Source organism: Streptomyces sp. NPDC088812 (assembly GCF_044750285.1).
Lineage (GTDB): Bacteria > Actinomycetota > Actinomycetes > Streptomycetales > Streptomycetaceae > Streptomyces.
Genome location: NZ_JBIVJP010000001.1, coordinates 60142 through 77256 on the forward strand (window position 1 = coordinate 60142; position 17115 = coordinate 77256).

15 protein-coding genes and 1 pseudogene are annotated in these 17115 nt (G+C 69.7%); 11 read left to right on the plus strand and 5 right to left on the minus strand.

Going from position 1 to position 17115, the window contains the following annotated elements; translation table 11 throughout:
- Nucleotides 1-6: 6 nt before the first annotated feature.
- Nucleotides 7-1032: an SMP-30/gluconolactonase/LRE family protein gene (locus ACIP67_RS00285; protein WP_401685084.1), complete on the minus strand. Its 1026-nt coding sequence runs from the start codon at nucleotides 1030-1032 to the stop codon at nucleotides 7-9.
- Nucleotides 1033-1209: 177 nt separating this feature from the next.
- Between ACIP67_RS00285 and ACIP67_RS00290 the strand changes: the two genes are divergently transcribed.
- Both ACIP67_RS00290 and ACIP67_RS00295 read left to right on the plus strand, forming a co-directional pair.
- Entirely contained in the window at nucleotides 1210-3033 is a 1824-nt protein-coding gene (locus ACIP67_RS00290; protein ID WP_401685087.1) for a flavin-containing monooxygenase, read from the plus strand.
- A gap of 219 nt (nucleotides 3034-3252) precedes the next feature.
- Entirely contained in the window at nucleotides 3253-4017 is a 765-nt protein-coding gene (locus ACIP67_RS00295; protein WP_401685090.1) for an SDR family NAD(P)-dependent oxidoreductase, read from the plus strand.
- Here ACIP67_RS00295 and ACIP67_RS00300 read toward each other — a convergent pair.
- Nucleotides 3971-4414, minus strand: coding sequence for a ferredoxin (locus ACIP67_RS00300; RefSeq protein ID WP_401685093.1), 444 nt, complete (start codon nucleotides 4412-4414; stop codon nucleotides 3971-3973). The genes ACIP67_RS00295 and ACIP67_RS00300 overlap by 47 nt on opposite strands.
- Before the next feature lie 6 nt (nucleotides 4415-4420).
- Nucleotides 4421-5899, minus strand: a complete 1479-nt coding sequence (locus ACIP67_RS00305; protein ID WP_401685096.1) for a cytochrome P450 — start codon at nucleotides 5897-5899, stop codon at nucleotides 4421-4423.
- A 4-nt stretch (nucleotides 5900-5903) separates the two neighbouring features.
- Here ACIP67_RS00305 and ACIP67_RS00310 point away from each other — a divergent pair, with 4 nt between their 5' ends.
- Together ACIP67_RS00310 and ACIP67_RS00315 are read left to right on the plus strand one after the other, a co-directional pair.
- The gene (locus ACIP67_RS00310; RefSeq protein ID WP_401685099.1) at nucleotides 5904-6704 is read left to right on the plus strand and encodes an RHO alpha subunit C-terminal catalytic domain-containing protein; all 801 of its coding nucleotides are present in this window, start codon (nucleotides 5904-5906) and stop codon (nucleotides 6702-6704) included.
- A 17-nt stretch (nucleotides 6705-6721) separates the two neighbouring features.
- Nucleotides 6722-7156 carry a hypothetical protein gene (locus ACIP67_RS00315; protein ID WP_401685101.1) on the plus strand — a complete coding sequence of 145 codons (435 nt, stop codon included), beginning with the start codon at nucleotides 6722-6724 and terminating at the stop codon, nucleotides 7154-7156.
- A gap of 185 nt (nucleotides 7157-7341) precedes the next feature.
- On the opposite strand, the gene ACIP67_RS00320 is transcribed toward ACIP67_RS00315, so the two are convergent.
- Entirely contained in the window at nucleotides 7342-7977 is a 636-nt protein-coding gene (locus tag ACIP67_RS00320) for a helix-turn-helix domain-containing protein (RefSeq protein ID WP_401685104.1), read from the minus strand.
- Between the two features lie 126 nt (nucleotides 7978-8103).
- Here ACIP67_RS00320 and ACIP67_RS00325 point away from each other — a divergent pair, with 126 nt between their 5' ends.
- Both ACIP67_RS00325 and ACIP67_RS00330 read left to right on the plus strand, forming a co-directional pair.
- Complete coding sequence (locus ACIP67_RS00325) at nucleotides 8104-9492, plus strand: MFS transporter (RefSeq protein ID WP_401685107.1); 1389 nt, start codon at nucleotides 8104-8106, stop codon at nucleotides 9490-9492.
- 5 nt (nucleotides 9493-9497) lie between these two features.
- Nucleotides 9498-9716: pseudogene (locus ACIP67_RS00330) on the plus strand (helix-turn-helix domain-containing protein); the annotation flags it as partial.
- 251 nt (nucleotides 9717-9967) lie between these two features.
- Here ACIP67_RS00330 and ACIP67_RS00335 read toward each other — a convergent pair.
- Entirely contained in the window at nucleotides 9968-10255 is a 288-nt protein-coding gene (locus ACIP67_RS00335) for a hypothetical protein (RefSeq protein WP_401685110.1), read from the minus strand.
- Between the two features lie 162 nt (nucleotides 10256-10417).
- Here ACIP67_RS00335 and ACIP67_RS00340 point away from each other — a divergent pair, with 162 nt between their 5' ends.
- The 5 genes from ACIP67_RS00340 (at nucleotide 10418) to ACIP67_RS00360 (ending at nucleotide 16934) form a co-directional block, all read left to right on the plus strand.
- Nucleotides 10418-10798 carry a DUF1963 domain-containing protein gene (locus tag ACIP67_RS00340; protein ID WP_401685113.1) on the plus strand — a complete coding sequence of 127 codons (381 nt, stop codon included), beginning with the start codon at nucleotides 10418-10420 and terminating at the stop codon, nucleotides 10796-10798.
- 298 nt (nucleotides 10799-11096) lie between these two features.
- Nucleotides 11097-11888, plus strand: coding sequence for a siderophore-interacting protein (locus tag ACIP67_RS00345; protein WP_401685116.1), 792 nt, complete (start codon nucleotides 11097-11099; stop codon nucleotides 11886-11888).
- Between the two features lie 516 nt (nucleotides 11889-12404).
- The gene (locus tag ACIP67_RS00350; RefSeq protein ID WP_401685119.1) at nucleotides 12405-14477 is read left to right on the plus strand and encodes a flavin monoamine oxidase family protein; all 2073 of its coding nucleotides are present in this window, start codon (nucleotides 12405-12407) and stop codon (nucleotides 14475-14477) included.
- Entirely contained in the window at nucleotides 14474-16303 is a 1830-nt protein-coding gene (locus ACIP67_RS00355; protein WP_401685122.1) for a thiamine pyrophosphate-binding protein, read from the plus strand. The genes ACIP67_RS00350 and ACIP67_RS00355 overlap by 4 nt, the downstream gene beginning before the upstream one ends.
- A gap of 121 nt (nucleotides 16304-16424) precedes the next feature.
- Nucleotides 16425-16934, plus strand: coding sequence for an inclusion body family protein (locus tag ACIP67_RS00360; protein WP_401685125.1), 510 nt, complete (start codon nucleotides 16425-16427; stop codon nucleotides 16932-16934).
- Nucleotides 16935-17115 lie beyond the last annotated feature (181 nt).

Genomic DNA, 17115 nt, shown 5'->3' on the forward strand with positions numbered 1-17115 from the left:
AGGGTTTCAGCCGCCGTTGGACTGGCGGACGCCCTCCGCCAGCGCGTCGAAGGCGTACAGGTAGCCCCCGGCGGGTCCGCTGACGGTCATGTAGGCCCTGGTTCCCCCGGGGGTGATGGCGACGTTGGTCGCGGAGGTGAGCCCTTCGGCCGCGCGGGCGGGGACCTCGACGGTCGCCAGGCGCTCACCGTACCGGTCGTACACCGCCATCGCGGGCCGGCCGTGCAGTCCCTGGTAGAGGTTGCCGTCCGCGTCCACGGCGATCGAGTCGGTCTGCGCGATCCCGCCGTCGACCCGGATGGCGGTGTGCCGTGAGGCGACGCCACCCTTGCCGTCGAGGAGCAGGTAGGAGACGCGGTTCCGCGTCAGCTCGCTGAACCACAGCCCGCGGTAGCCGGCGTCGAAGGAGATGCCGTTCGGCGCCGCCAGGTCGTCGGCCAGGACGGTGGCGTTCTTCCCGTCGCGGTCGATCCGCACCACGCGTCCCGTCGCCTCGCCCTCGGACATACCGCGTGAGTCGCTGACGTACAGGTTGCCCTCCCGGTCGAAGGCGAGGTCGTCGGGGCTCATCGGGGCTCCGTCGACCTCGCCGGTGAAGAATGTGCGCGGGTCACTGCCGTCCGGCGCCAGGCTCACGATGTCGCCGTGGGAGAAGTCGGTGAGGTAGAGGCGTCCGTCGTACGGGCTGAACTGGGCCGACGTGTAGGCGCCGTGGTCGTCGGTGTGGACCGCGCGTGAGGTCTTCTTCCCGACGTCGACGCGCAGCACCTTCGGCTCGCCCGCGGGTGCGGTGACGTCGACGACGAGCAGGCTGCCGTCCTCGGCGAAGGTGGGCCCCTCCAGCAGGGTCATTCCCGTCGTCTCGTGCACCTCCGTCAGCCGCATGACCTGCTGGGCGCGGATGGTCCGGTCGGCACCGGCGCCGGAGGCCGCGTCCGCCGTGGACCCCGCGGTTTCGGTGCCGCACCCGGTGAGGGCCAGCAGACCGATCACGGCCAGCCCGGCCAGAGGCCGGATCGGGAGTCGTCGCATGGGGGATCACTCTTCCTTCCGAGGTGTGCGGGAGCAGTCTCCGCCCCCAACCGGACAACAGTGTCCGGTGCTTGCTACGGTAGTGCACGGCTGCCCAAGTCCCGTGACGTATCGGCCGGTTCATGGACCCGGGCAGCTCTCCGAGGCAGCGAACCGGAAGGAACGAGGACCCCCCACATGACGAATCCCCCAGCGTCGTCCTCCGAGGCACTCGACCGGCTCAGGGAGCGCTACCGGATCGAACGGGAGCGACGTGTGCGCCCCGACGGTGCCCGGCAGTACCTCGCCGCCGACGCCGAGTTCGGCTACTACGCCGCCGACCCCTACGCGGGAGAGGTGGCCGAGCGCGAGCCGGTCCGGGACAGGGTGGACGTCGCGGTCGTCGGCGGCGGCTTCGGCGGCATCCTCGCGGGCGCACGGCTGCGCCAGCAGGGTGTCGAGCGCGTCCGCCTCATCGAGAAGGGCGGTGACTTCGGGGGCACCTGGTACTGGAACCGGTACCCGGGCATCCACTGCGACATCGAGTCGCACGTGTACCTGCCGATGCTCGACGAGACCGGGTACGTGCCGGAGTGGAAGTACGCCCCCGGGGAGGAGATCCGCCGGCACGCGGTGCGGATCGCGGAGAAGTCCGACCTCTACGCGGACGCCCTGTTCTCCACGACGGTCACGTCGTTGACGTGGGACGACACTTCCGAAGCCTGGATCGTCACCACGGACCGGGGCGACAAGGTCCGGGCCACGTACGTCATCACGGCCACCGGTGTCCTGTCCGAGCTGAAGCTTCCCGGCATCCCCGGCATCGAGAACTTCAAAGGCCACACCTTCCACACCTCACGCTGGGACTACGCCTACACCGGCGGCACCCCGGACGGGGGCCTGAGGGGCCTCGCGGACCAGCGCGTCGGTGTCGTCGGCACCGGCGCCACCGGCATCCAGGTCATTCCGATGCTGGCCGAGGACGCCGGACACCTCTACGTCTTCCAGCGCACGCCGTCCACCGTGGACGTGCGCGCCAACCGCCGCACCACCGTCCAGGACGTCGGCGCCGACCGCCCCGGCTGGGCGGGCGAGCGCCGCGACAACTTCCTGCGCATCGTGTCGGGCGAGACCGTCGAGGAGGACCTCGTGGCGGACGGGTGGACCGCGTCGGCGGGCCTCTTGGAGAAGCTCCTGCCGAGCTACCGCCGGCACGGCGACCGCGACCGGGCGGCCTTCGAAGCGGCCTACGAGCTCGCTGACGCCGCCAGGATGAACGAGATCCGCGCCCGTGTCGAGCAGGTCGTCACCGACCCGGAGACGGCGGAGAAACTGAAGCCCTGGTACCGGTACGCGTGCAAGCGACCCACCTTCTCCGACCTGTACCTCCAGGCGTTCAACCGTGGCAACGTCACCCTGGTCGACACCGCGGACACGCACGGCATCGAGCGGATGACCGAGCGCGGCGTCGTGGTCGGCGGCACCGAGTACCCGCTCGACTGCCTCATCTTCGCCACCGGGTTCTCCGTCGGGGTCTCCGGCATCACCTCCGGCCGGCTGCCCGTCCACGGCCGGGGCGGCACCCTGCTCCAGGAAGCGTGGGGGAAGCAGGGGCCGCGCACGCTGCACGGGTTCACCAGCAACGGCTTCCCGAACCTCATCCAGCTGGGAGGCGTGCAGAGCGCGAGCAGCGTCAACTACACGCACGTCGCGGACGAGCACGCCGTCCACGCGGCGGCGCTCGTCGCGGCGGCCGAGGCCGCGGGAGCCCTGATCGAACCGTCGGCCGAGGCCGAGGACGCCTGGCTCGCCGTCCTCGCCGAGGGCGCCCCCGACCACGAGTGGTTCCACGCCGAGTGCACCCCCGGCTACTACAACGCCGAGGGACGCGGGCGGCCGAACGGCCCGACCGCCTACCCCCACGGCGCCTTCGCCTTCCACGGCCTGCTCAAGCGATGGCGTGAGACGTCCATGACCGAGATTTTCCGCCCCAGGACCGTCACCAGGCACCAGGCGGTGTAGCCGACTGTCCCCATGGGCCGGCAGGCTCCCCTGCTGCCCGACGCGGCCAACGGCCGTCTCCCGTGAACGCGTCGGTCGGCCACTTCCACCCGTGTGCCGCCATGACGAACCCTGGCGGGATCCACGACGGTCCGCCCCGGTTCCCCGGAGACGCCGGCCGTCACGCGAACCACCCCCACGCGAACCGGCCACGTGCAGGCCGGAACAAGGAGGAACCACATGAGTACCGAACTGGCGGGACGCAGCGTCGTGGTGACCGGCGCGGCATCAGGCATCGGGCGCGCGACCGCCCTGGCGTTCGCGCGCGCGGGCGCGAAGGTCCTCGTCGCCGACCTCAACGCGGCCGGCGCCGACGCCGTGGTGAAGGAGATCGACGGGGCCGGCGGCACCGCCGTTGCCGTCGCCGGGGACCTGAGCGACCCTCAGGTGGTGGACCGCGTCGTCGGCCGGGCGGTCGAGACGTACGGCTCCCTCGACGTCCTGGTGAACAACGCGGGCATCATGGACCGAATGTCGGCCCTCGGGGAGACCGACGACGCCGAGTGGGAGCGCGTCATACGGATCAACCTGACCGCTCCCTTCCTGCTCACCCGTGCCGTGCTGCCCCACATGCTGGCCGCCGGCCGTGGCTCCGTCGTGTTCACCGCTTCCGAAGCCGGCTTGCGCGGCGGCGCCGCGGGCGCCGCTTACACGGCCTCCAAGCACGGTGTCGTCGGCCTGGTGAAGAGCCTGGCCGTCATGTACCGCGAGCAGGGCATCCGGGCCAACGCGATCGCTCCGGGACCGACCGCGACGAACATCCAGGTCGACGCCGCTCCCGGCGCTCACGGCCCGGCCCTGATCGGCCGGCTCGTCGGAGCCAACATCGGACGCCTGGGCACCGCCGAGGAACAAGCGGCCGCCATCGTCTTCCTCGCCTCCGACGCGGCCGCCTTCGTCAACGGGGTGGTACTTCCGGTCGACGACGGCTGGTCCGCCGTCTGAGCGCAAGCCCATCACAGAATCGTTTCCCGGCCGGCGTCCCGGGTCCGTACGCGGCGCGGGACCGCCGGTCCGCCTTCCCCGCTAGTGAGGAGCGACCGGCAGGAGCCGTGCATCCGGTACCCGTTCCCTGCCGCACGTGCCTCTGAACGGCCCGGTCATGTGGACCGAGCCTTCGCGGATCGAGGTCTTCTCCGTCGGGCCGGATGTCAGCCCGCCGTCGTGATGGCTGCTCGGGGCACAGGGCGGCGGCCCTGCGCACCGCTTGTTCGTGCTCGGCGGGTACCTCGGGCAGGAGCGCCACGGAGTACCCGTCGTCACTCAGGTCGAACACCTCGGGACAGATGCCGCAGCAGACGCCGTGCCCGCGGCAGCGGTCGTCGTCGACCGCGACCTTCATCGTTCCTCACCTTCGACGGTGTCGAACTCCAGATGCAGCTCGGTCAGTCCACGCAGGATGAACGTCGGTACGTAGCTGTAGCGCCGGGCGTCGGCCGGCCCGTGCGCCTGCTCGGAGATCCTGATGGCCGTCGTGCGGTCCAGGAGCCGCTCGATCGCCACCCGGGCCTCTGCCCGGGCCAGCGGGGCCCGGGCAGCTGTGGACGCCGCGGCCGAAAGCGAGATGCCGCCGTGTGTTCGCGCGTTCGATGTCGAAGACCTCGGGATCACCGAACTGGCGCGGATCACGGTTCGCGGCGCTGTTGACGAGCATCACCGTGGTACCGGCGGGCAACTCGACGCCGCCCACCGTCGTGGCCGTCCTCGACAGCCGGAAGTCTCCCTTGACCGGGCTCTCCGTGCGCAGTGACTCCTCGATGAAAGCGGGAATGCGCTGGCGCTCGGTACGCAACAACCCCTGTAGGCGGGGGTGTTCGGCGAGCGTGCGGAGTGCCCAGCCGAGCAGCCGGACGGTCGTCTCCTGGCCGGCCGCGAACAGGTTGGCGGCGACGCGCACCACGTCGGCGACCTCGGGCGTCGAGCCGTCGGGGAAGACGGCGGTCGCCAGCCCGGTCAGTACGTCCTCGCGGGGACGGCGACGGCGCTCCTCGATGTACGCGGTGAACCGCCCGTAGAGGAAATCCAGCGGATGGTGCTTCAGCGTCTCCTCACCGGTGCCGCCGATGCCGGGCTCGTGCGCCTCCGGGCGCTGGAGCCCGGCCCGGAACTCCGCACGGTCCTCCTCGGGCACGCCGAGCAGATCGGCGATGACGAGCAGCGTGAAGGGTTCCGCGAAGTCGCGGACGGAGTCTCCCTCGCCCTGATCCAGATACGCGTCCAGGAGCCGGTCGGCGACGTGCCACACGGCGGCCTCGTTCTCCTTGAGGCGCTTCGGAGTGATCAGGCGCATCAGCAGGGCCCGATGGGCGGGGTGCGCGGGCGGGTCGAGGGTGGACAGCTGGTCGCTCATGGGCAGCTCGTCGCGATGCCGTGCGATCAGTTCGCTCACGTCGTCCCCGCGCAGGGGTACGGGAAACCCGGGGAACGGGCCGGTGACCGAGGTGCACGACGAGAACGTCTCGTGATCGTTGTAGATCCGTACCGCCTCCTCGTAGCCCGTGACCATCACCACGCCGTGGTGCGGCTCGCGCTGTACGGGGCACTGCGCGCGCAGGTACTCGAAGTAGGGGTAGGGGTCCCCGACGAAAGTCTCGTCACGGAAGAAGTCGATCGCGCCGTAGTCCGTCATGGGTGGGGAACGCTCCCGTCGTCGCGCCGGGCCCACCGGCGCATCGTCGCCGCGTCCGCAGAGCCCGGCCACGCCTGGCGCTACGACCTGGACGGCAAGCTCTCCTTCGTCCAGCAGGAAGGCGAGTTCTTCGACCTGGACAAGGCGCAGTACGGACTCAAGCAGGTGCAGGCCGAGGTGTGGGAGGGGTGGGTCCATCTTCGTGAACCTCGACCTGCGGAACCGCACGCCGCTGCGGGAATACCTGGGCGAGCTGGCCAAGGGCATCGAGGGCTACCCGTTCCACAAGCTGACCCAGGTCCACAAGTTCCGCGCCGAGATCGGCAGCAACTGGAAGCTCTTCATCGACGCGTTCGCCTTCTACCACGCGCCGATCCTGCACTCAGGCCAGTACACGCCCGACCAAGCCCGCCGGATCGCGAAGTACGGGTACGAAGCGCTGCACTACGACGTCGACGGCCCGCACAGCATGGTGTCGTCCTGGGGCGGCATCGCCCCGCCGCACGACCGTGAGATGGTCCAGCCCATCGAGGCGGCGCTGCGCAGCGGCCTGTTCGGCCCGTGGGACGCGCCGGACATCGGCATGACCACCGAAGAGCTGCCGCCGGCGATCAACCCCACTCGGGACCCGCGCTGGGGCATGGACTCCTTCGTCTTCTTCCCCGACTTCATGCTGCTCATCTGGCGGCCGAACTGGGTCCTCACCTACCACTACTGGCCGACCTCGTACAACACGCACATCTTCGAGGGGACGTGCTACTTCGTCCCGCCTCGGAACGCCTTCGAACGGCTCCAGCAGGAGCTCGCCGCCGTCTCCTTCAAGGAGTACGGCCTGCAGGACGGCAACACCCTGGAGGCGACCCAGACGATGCTCGAGTCGGGCGTGGTCGACCGCTTCCCCCTGAACGACCAGGAGGTGCTCCTGCGCCACCTCCACCACTCCGCCCAGGAGTACGTCAGCGAGTACCAGCGCCGTGCCTCCGGCGCACCGACAGTGTCCTGAACCGAGGAGCCGCCGTCATGGCCAGCATCTTCCCCGAGGGCTTCGAAGCCCTCGACCCGTTCGCCGAGTGGGCGATCCCGACGGAGAAGGCCCGGTACGCCAAGCGGATCACGAGCACCATGGACGAGCTCGACGCGTTCTACGACGTGGCCTTCCCCCTGCTGAAGACCGGCACGGCCCGCCTGGAGAACATCGCCATGGAGGACATCCGCGAACCGGACAAGCGCCTGCTGTGGCTGTTCTGCTCGCTGGTGACCGTGGCCTTCTCGGTGGAGGCCTGGCGCCAGCCCAGGGAGCCCCGACTCCGGAGCCTCAAGCATCGACGCGATCCTCGAACCGGCCGTCTGACCGGTCCGATGACGCGCGGGCCTGACAGGCCGGCGCGTCATCGGCGCCTCCCCGAACCGGGTCCTGCACGCCAGTTCCTGGAGGCGCGGATGCCGGGCACTTGACCGCCGCCTGACGATGGCTGGGCGGGCCCGATCATGCTCATCCGGGGCAGCCTCGAAGTCCGTCCGCAAGGTCGCCGGCCCACACTCAAGCAGCGGCAATGCGCCTGCGTGATGTCCGAGGTGCCGCCGCCAGTGCCTCCGCCAACCCGCCTTCCACTTTCGATACGCGGCCCAGCTGTTGCGGGTCATGACGTTGTTGACGGTGGGTTTGGGGCGGTCGGCGGGGCGGGATGCGTTGTGGACGGTCTGGCGCGGACGATGGCCTGGTCTCCTCGTGGACCGAACAGGTGCAGGATCTCCACGGTGCTCGTGTCCGCGGGGCCGAACCAGTGGGGCTCGGTGGTGTCGAACTCGACCACTTCGCCGGGCCGCAGCGTGAAGTCCTGCCCCCCGAGGATGAGGCGTAGCCGACCGGCGAGGACGTAGAGCCATTCGTAGCCCTCGTGGGTGACCAGTTCCGGTTGGCGGGGGGCCAGTACCTGCTTGAAGACCTGTACTCGGCCCGGGTACTGCGTCAGGGGTACGAGGACGCTGCCGCGCTCCTTGTGCAGGGGCCGGAGGTGCACCCGAGGGTCACCGCTGGCGGGCGCCGCCACCAGTTGGTCGAGTGCGACGTGGTGGGCCCGTGCCAGCGGGATGAGCAGGTCCAGAGTCGGGCGCCGCTTGCCCGACTCCACCCGGGACAGTGTGCTGACCGAGATCCCGGTCGTGGCCGCGAGTGCCTCGAGCGTGAGTCCCCTTTCCCGGCGCAGCACGCGCAGCCGGGGCCCGATGCCATCGAGGATCTGTTCCAGCTCCGCATCCCTGGATCCTGTGTTCATGGATTCATTTTTGCAGTGTTCGCAAAACTGATGGGCTGCGGCGGTCGTTCGGGCTGAGTCTTGCCGGGCACTGTTCCCGGACATCAGAGGTAGACCGTGACCGCGACGACACACCCTGTTCAACCCATGCTGAGTGCGCGCAGACGCTGGACGGTCCTGGCCGTCTGCTGCCTGAGCATGTTCCTGGTGGGCCTGGACACCACCATCGTCAATGTGGGTCTGCCGGCCATCGGGCGCGGCCTGGATGTCGACACGCGCGGTCTCGAATGGATCGTGGACGCCTACACTCTCGTCCTGGCCAGCCTCCTGATCTCCTCCGGCGCGCTGGCGGACCGCTTCGGACGCCGCCGGGTGTTCCAGTGCGGACTGGCCGCATTCGGCGCGGCCTCGCTGCTCTGCGCGCTCGCCCCGTCGGCGGGCGTACTCATCGCGGCCCGCGCCCTGCAGGGCATCGGTGCCTCGATGCTCAGCCCCGTGGCCCTCGCGATCGTGGTGAACGCGATGCCGGACCCGAAGGAACGGGCGCAGGCGATCGGTATCTGGGCGTCGGTGTTCGGGCTGAGCATGGCCGCTGGTCCCGTCACGGGCGGTGCGCTGCTCGCGGAGCTCGGCTGGCGGGCATTGTTCTGGGTCAACGCACCGGTCATCGCGGCCGCTCTGCTGCTCAGTGCGGTGTTCGTGCCGGAGTCCCGGGCACCGCGGGCCCGGCGCCTCGACCTGCCCGGCCAGGTCCTGCTGACCGTGGTCCTCGCGGTCGTGGTCGGCGTCCTGATCGAAGGGCCTCGCATCGGCTGGACGTCGCCTGCGGCGCTGGCGGGATACGCGGGGGCTGCTGTGGCGACAGCCGGATTCGTGTGGGTCGAGTCCCGCCGACGTGAGCCGCTGATGGATCCGCGGCTCTTCGGACACCCGGTCTTCAGCGGTGCCGTCGTGGGCGCGGTGGCGGTCTTCGTCGCTCTGACCATGACGCTGCTGCTGAACACCCTCTACCTACAGCACACCCGGGAATGGACGCCGCTGGCCGCCGGAGTGGCGACCTTGCCCCTGGCTGTCGGAGCGACCGTCTGTGCCCCCTGGTCCGGCCGCATGGTCGGCCGCACGGGACCGCGGCTGCCGCTGCTCCTTGCCGGCGGTTTCATCACGGCCGGCGGGCTCTGCCTGGTCCGGCTCACTCCGCACACGAGTGTGCTCCTGCTCCTGACCGCATACTGGCTCATCGGCGTCGGGTTCGGCTTCGCCAACGCCCCGATCACCAGCACTGCGGTCAATGGACTGCCACCCGCCCGTGCCGGCGTGGCCGGGGCGATCACCTCCACCGCACGGCAACTCGGCTCCGCCCTCGGCATCACTCTCGCCGGCGGCCTGGCCGCGGGCACCAGTCCGATGGGGCTCGCACACGCGTTCCGCCCGGGCTGGGTCCTGGTCGCCACCTGTGGCGTGCTGCTCCTCCTCGTCGCCCACGTATCACGGCCGAAGGAGGCCCCCACGGGCCCCGCCTCCCCGCAAGCGAGGTGAGCCACGTGACTCACCGCAACGCACCGTCGTCCGTCGAAGGGCGTCGCCGCCTCGTCGAGCGCTGCCGAACTCGCCCCACCGCTCACGTCGCCGCTGAGACGGGAATCTCCCGGGCCTGTGCCTCGAAGTGGGTGAACCGCTACCGCAGATCCGGCGAGATCGGGCTCTTGGACCGCTCCTCGACGCCACGACACCAGCCGACGGCCACCCCAGGCGAGGGAGTTCGGGTTGGCGCTGGCGGACGGCGCGATCCGCAGAGATGTCGGACATCTGGATCAGAGGCGGTCCTGCTTGAGGCAGGCTACGGCCGTACTGGTGGCTGACGCCGTACTCGCGACGATCGAGCGGATCGCTTGGCCGAGTGGGTACCGGCAGCAAGGTGGACCAGACAGCCACGCAGGAGTCCCGCCGAAGGGTTCGGCGGGACTCCTGCGCACGGTGGCCGGAAACCCGACAGCCGGCTGCGGAAACGTCGTCAGTCGGGGCGCGTAAAGGGCGGCACGCCCTGAGTGGGGTAAGGGGCATACATCGATCGCACGGGTACGCCTTCCGGCGCCTTCACCCGCGAGACTGAAATGCCGTGGAGGCATGCACCGCACCACAGCAGCACGTACCCGATGCGGCTCTCCGGATCAACGACGTACCGATACTCGAGTCGGTTCTCGCCGCAATGGGGACAGGAGGCGGATCCCTTCTCCGCTGCGGCGGAGAGCCGATCGGTCAGCTCGGCCAGGGCGTGCAGCCACCTCGCACGATCGGCCATCAGCGCCCTCCGTTGAAGTAGTTGTAGTAGTACCAGAACTGATCCTCAGAGCCGAAGGCGGCTCGTTCCCAGGAGCCCTCGCCTGCCGCTTCTTCACTACGACGGCTGGAGGCTCTGGTTGGAGACAGGACGGTACGCGGCACCGCGTGCGAGAAGTTTCTCGTGCGTACCGACGTCGATAAACCGGTTCCCCTTCAGGCAGGACGACAGCCGGATTGGAAAGGGCTTATCTTCTCGGGCATGGATCATCAGGGAGAGTTTCGTCGGGCAGCGCTCGAGTTGGGCATTACGGGCGACGAGATCAGCAGATTCAGCCGGCACCTTCGTCTGTCGATCGCATTGTCCGTGGGTGGTGATTCTCCGGTCGGGCAGTTCGGTGGGTTGCCCCGGCTGCCGGTGGGCATGAAGTGGCCGTCCGCCGGGGACATTCCGTTGCCGTTGCTCCTTTCCGTCGATTGTGGGGCGCTGCCGAGAGTCGACGGCTTCGACCTGCCGGCGGACGGCCACGCTGCTCTTCTTCGTGAACCAGGAGATGGACCATGAGGATGGTTCCGGGAGGTACGCGCGAGTCGTGTATGTACCGGACGGCACCGAAACCGCGGTCGCGGAAGCCCCCAGCTCCAAGTGTGTCCGCGAGCAGCTCGACGTCGGCGCCGAGCTCAGAGCCGAACTGCGGCACGTGTGAGGGTGCGTCACACGGCGCCCGCCACGCGCCCCGTCCCAGGCACTGCGGCGCGGCCGCACCACCGGCGCGCGTCGCGGGCGGTTCGTCCGCACCGGCACCGGGCTGCCGCATGAGCCCGGTGCCCCCACTCCTTCCACCGCACCTCAGGAGCCGATCATGACCAGCCCTCAGCCCTCCGAAGCACCCCGGGGCCGCGGCGGGAGGCAGCGACTGCCCCGGCGCCGGGTGACCGTCGCCGAGGTCACCGCCGTGACCCCCCGCCTGGTCCGGGTCCGGGCCGAAGGCGACCTGACCGGCTGGACCGCTGACGGCCCCGGTGCCCACCTCAAGGTGTTCGTGCCCGGTCCCGACGGCGGCAACGTCATGCGGACCTACACGGTCCGGCACTTCGACGCGGACGGCGGCGAACTGACCGTGGAGTTCGGCATCCACGCCGACGGCCCGGCCACCCGCTGGGCCTCCGCCGCCTCGCCCGGCGACACGCTGGAGATCTCCGGCCAGGCCCGGGGCGGGTTCTTCCCCCGGGCCGGCACATCGAGGATCGTGATCCTCGGCGACCACTGCGCCCTGCCCGCCATCGCGACGATCCTGGAGTCCCTCCCCGACGGGATACGGGCCGAGGCCGTGATCGAGATCGTCGGCCTCGAAGACCGTATCGATCTGGACGGCCCCGTCGGCGCGGACATCACCTGGACCGCCGAGTCCGGTCGCCCCGGAGGACAACTGGTCGCCTTCGCCGAGGACTTGACCTTCTCCGACGAGTCCACCGAGGTCTGGGTCGGCTGCGAGGCCGGAGTGATGCGGGAGATCCGCCGCCACCTGCTGGCCAACGGAGCGCAGCTGCCCTCGGCCCCGCCCGTCGCCGGTGCGCCCGCCCTGCACGCCCGCGCGTACTGGAAGCTGAACACCGCGAACCACTCGGATCACGACACCGGCGAGGACGACTGACGCGTTGACGCGTGCGAGGGAGTGTGCGGCGACCCGGCCTCACGGCACCGTGCCGCGGCGCACTCCGTCATGCCGTCGGCGGAGAATCGATGGTGAGGGAAACGAGCGCCGTCCGGGACGCATAGTTCAGGGTGGTCGAATTCGAGTTCGATGTACTGATGTCCAGTACCGAGAAAGCTGCCCGCCCGGTGGTGACGTGGCGGGGGACATGCGCACGTTGGCCGGATGTATATGCCGACGTCGCTGATCGGTCGGTCAGTTGTGGGAGCGGGTGGCGGTTTCCCGCCGGATCGGTGGGCGGGGTCGGCACACCCTCTTCTCGGGTCCTTCACATTCCATGAGTGCATTGCAATTTCAGTTGCATCCGACTTCCCTTCCGTCCCTCGGGGATCTTCCGCTTTCCCGTCGAGAATTCAAGCAAGTGGGAATCGCGCCACCAAGTCCTCTCGGCAGTTTCAGGACTTTGTCTTCCGGGTGAACCGATAAATCGTTTCGGCATATCTACGATCGCAGGCTATGACCGACACTCCACGGGACAACTCCGCCACCCGTGCCCGCTGGCAGACCTGTCTCAGGCTCGCCCGTGAACTCCTCCTCGTCGGACCCGACGGAAAAGACCTCAAGCTCGAATACCTGCACGCTCTGATAGACACGGGCCGCCTCGGCACCACCCGCCACCCGCGCAAGAAGGTCCTCGTCATCGGCGCCGGCATCACCGGTCTCGTCGTCGGCCGGCTGCTCAAGGACGCGGGGCACGAGGTCACCATCCTCGAGGCGAACGCCAACCGCGTCGGCGGACGCATCAAGACCTTCCGCACCACCAAGCACCACCAGCCTTTCGCCGACCCGGCCCAGTACGCCGAGGCCGGGGCCATGCGGCTGCCCGACTTCCACCCGCTCGTCCTCGCCCTGGTCGACAAACTGGGGCTCGGCCGGCGCCAGTTCTACAACGTGGACATCGACCCCCACACGGGAAGCGGTCCCGACGTGCCGGTCCCTCCGGTGACCTACACCTCCTTCACCGGCCGGACGTGGACGTACGGCGACGACAGCCCGGACTTCGCCGAGCCCGACAAGCGCGGCAACTCCTGGATCCGCGCCAACCGTGTCCAGGTGCGGCGCGCCGACTACGCCGCCGGACCCGAGCGGATCAACGAGGGATTCCACCTCACCGACGACGAGGTCCGCGCCCCTGTCGCGCGGATGGTGGACGAGGCGCTGGAGAGCGTGCGCGACTACTACTCCGACGTCGTCGACGGCAAGCGGGTCGACAAGCCGTTCGACGAGTGGGTCGAGGGCTGGGCGCGGGTGATCCGCGACTTCGACGGCTGCTCGATGGGCTCCTTCCTGCGCGACCGCGCCGGGCTCAGCGACGAGGCCGTCGAGGCCGTCGGAACCCTGGAGAACATGTCCTCGCGGCTCTACCTCTCCTTCTTCCACAGCTTCCTGAGCCGCAGCGACATCAACCCGGGCGTCCGCTACTGGGAGATACCCGGCGGCAGCTGGCGCCTGCCGCACGCCCTGTACCAGGGCCTGCGCGACGAGGTGCGGCTCGGTCAGCGCATGATCCGCCTCGAATACCACGACCCCAGCCGCGACACCGACCCCGAAGGCACCGGGGCGGTCGGACCCGACGGGTGGGGCGTGGCCGTACAGACCGTCGACGAGGAAGACCCGAAGGAACTGCCCCGTCTGTGGACGGCGGACCTGGCGGTCGTCACCATCCCGTTCTCCGCGCTGCGCTTCGTGGAGATCGTCCCCTCGATGTCGTACAAGAAGCGCCGCGCCATCATCGAGACCCACTACGACCAGGCCACCAAGGTGCTGCTCGAATTCAGCCACCGCTGGTGGGAGTTCACCGAGGACGACTGGCGCGACACGCTGGACGGCATCGCGCCCGGCCTGTACGAGTACTACCGGCGGGGGCACGAGGCGGACACCGGGACCGTGTCCGTGCCCACGCTGCCCGAGCCCGGGGCCGGGCTGCTCGGCGCCGCCGTCAAGGACAGTCTCGTCACCGAGGAGATGCGGCGGATCGACGGGAGTCTGCCGCTGCGCGGCCCGGCCGTCCGGCCCGCCACCCACTGCTTCGGCGGGGGCTCCGCCGCCGACAACCCCAACCGGTTCATGTACTACCCCTCGCACCCGATCGCGGACAGCACGGGCGGCGGCGTCGTCCTCGCCTCGTATTCCTGGTCCGACGACGCCGCACGCTGGGACTCCATGCCGAAGGCGGAGCGCTACCTCTACGCCCTGCGCAACCTCCAGGCCGTGCACGGCCGTCGCGTCGAGGTGTTCTTCACCGGCCGGGGCGCCACCCAGAGCTGGGCCCGCGACCCGTACGCCTTCGGCGAGGCCGCCATCTACACCGCGCACCAGATGACCAGCTTCCACCTGGACGTCTCCCGGCCCGAGGGCCCGGTGCACTTCGCCGGCGAGCACACGTCCCTCAAGCACGCCTGGATCGAGGGCGCCCTGGAGAGCGCCGTCCGCGCCGCCCTCGCCGTCCATCAGGCCCCGCCGGTCACCGACAGGAAAGGCCCGGACCAGGACGTCTCGGGTGCGGACCGGGAAGGGGAGTCCTCGTGAGTGCGATCACCCCTGCCTGCACGGTCGCCCGCTATCTCGCCTTGCGACTGGCCGAGCTGGGCATCACCCACCTGTTCGGCGTCCCCGGCAACCATCTCGGCCCGTTCCTCACCACCGTGCGGGCCGAGGGCGACATCGAGTGGGTCGGCACTCCGACCGAGGGCGGCGCCGGCCAGGCCGCCGACGCCTACGCCCGCATCCACGGCGTGGGCGCCGCGGCGGTGACGTACAGCGTGGGCGCGTTCAACCTGCTCAACGCCTGCGGCGGCGCGTACGTCGAGCAGGTCCCGCTCATCGCCGTCAACGCCTGCCCGCCGTACGAGCAGTGGCAGAACTTCCGCGCGGTCGGGCTGCTCACCTCGCACATGAGCCCCCGGGCCGAGAGCAACCTGGACGTCTACCGGCAGGTCACCGTGGACGCACAGGTCATCTCGCACCCGGGCTTGGCGCCCGCCCAGATCGACGCCGCGCTCACCGCCTGCGTCTCCGAGCGCCGGCCGGTCTACCTGGAGGTCATGGAAGACCTGTGGGACGAGCCCTGCCCCGAGCCGACGGGGTCGATCGTCCGCCGCGAACGGCCTTTCAGCGGGCGCAACCAGAGCATGCTGGACCAGGCCGTGCACGCGATCCTCGCCCTGATCGAGGAGCACCCCGGCCCGGACGGCAGGCCCCGCCCGATCGTGTGGGCCGGCGAGGAGATCGGCCGGTACCGGCTCGGCGGGGAACTCACCGACCTGGTGGAGGCCACCGGCGTGCCGTTCTGCACGACCGTCGGCGCCAAGGCCGTCGTGGACGAGGACCTGCCGCAGTTCCACGGCGTCTACAACGGCAAGGCCAGTCATCCGGACGTGTACGCGATCTTCAAGGACTGGGCCACCTGCCGGATCGGGCTCGGGGCCTGGTCCACGTCGAAGAACCTCGGCGGTGAGCAGAGCGTCGGCACCGACTGGGTGATGGCGGCGCACGGCGGAGTCAGCGTCGGTACCTCCTACTTCCCCGACGTCCAGCTCGCCCGGTTGCTGCCCGCCGTCCAGGACGCGCTGGTGAAGGCCTACGGCTCCGAGGGACTGTCCTCGGACTACTACGCCGAGTCCTACAGCTACCAGGGGGCGCGGGACGACCGCCCCGCCGGCCTGGCCCAGTACCGCGCCTCGCTGAGCGTCAGCGGCGCGCGGTCGCGGGACGCCGAACGGCTCACGTACGACGGCGTGTTCGACCGGGTCAACCACTTCCTGGGCCAGGAGACCACGGACGACTGGACGGTCGTGTCCGACGCCGCGTTCTCCCTCATCGGCTCGATGAACCTGTCCCTGTCCGCGGGCGGCTTCCTGTCCCAGATCAGCTGGCTGTCCATCGGCTGGTCGGTCGGCGCGGCCACCGGCGCAGCGCTCGCCCCGGAACGCGGAGGCGCCCGCCCGATGGTGTTCGTCGGTGACGGCGCCTTCCAGGAGACCTGCCAGGAGATCTCCACGCACACCCGGCTAGGGCTGCGCTCGGTGGTGTTCGTCCTGGACAACGGCTCCTTCTACGGCATCGAGCAGATGTTGGTGCACCCGGCCTACTACGCCGGACGGGACCCCGCCGAGCCGGACTTCTACAACGTCCTCCACCCCTGGCACCACGACCGCCTCGCGGCCGTCTTCGCCGGCGAGGACACCCCGGCGAGCGGCCTCAGCGTCGCCCGCCCCACGGAGCTGGACGACCTGCTGGCCCGACTCGGCGACCCGCGCGACCCGGTCAACGCCGGACCCCTCCTGGTCCGCGTCCGACTGCACCGGCACGACTATCCGCGGGCCATGGCGTACAAGGTGCCGAAAACCTCGTGACCGGAATCCTCGTGACCGGAATCCTCGTGACCGAGACGCGCGCAACAGGAAATCCCGCGACAGAAACTCCCGCGACAGAAACGCCCGCAACAGGAAACCTCGAACCCCCAGGGGGAAAGAAATGGCGGACCTGAACGTACTGATCGCGTTCGACGCGGCCACGATCGTCGAGCAGAATCCCAACGCGTCACGGAATCCCGACGCGCCGACCTACGTCGACCAGAGCCTGATCTACATGACGACGCGCCACGACCACATCGTCGGCACTTCGGGCGCCGAGCTGAACCTGCGGGCCGAGCCCGGGGACACCATCCGGTGGCGGGAGACCACGGTGTCGCTGGCCAGCGACTACAAGGCGCTGCTGTACCGGTACGTGAGCAGCGACCGCGATCACACACTCATCAGGACGCCGGAGATCGAGGTGGTCGACGGCGTCTATCCGCTGCCGCGGGAGGGCAGCGAGGGCAGCCCGGATTTCGTGACGCAGAAGTACCAGGACCACTACTGGCGCACCACGGTGAAGAGCGTCGGCAAGGTCGTGTACCACTTCTACTTCCAGATCCTCGACCGGCACCGGCAGTTGAAGGGGTACTTCCAGTGGGACCCCTTCATCACCATCGAGGACTCCTGACGGTCCGGCCGTGACGGGCGGCGGCGGTCACCACCGCCGCCGCCCGCCGTGGTTTCCTGCTTCTGCCCTTCTGCCCTTCTGCCCTTCTGCCCTCCTGCTCTCGTCGAAGACACCCGCTGCTGAGGCCAGGCCGGCAGGTCGGGCACGGTCACCCGGGACGGTCGGGCAAACGCACATACCA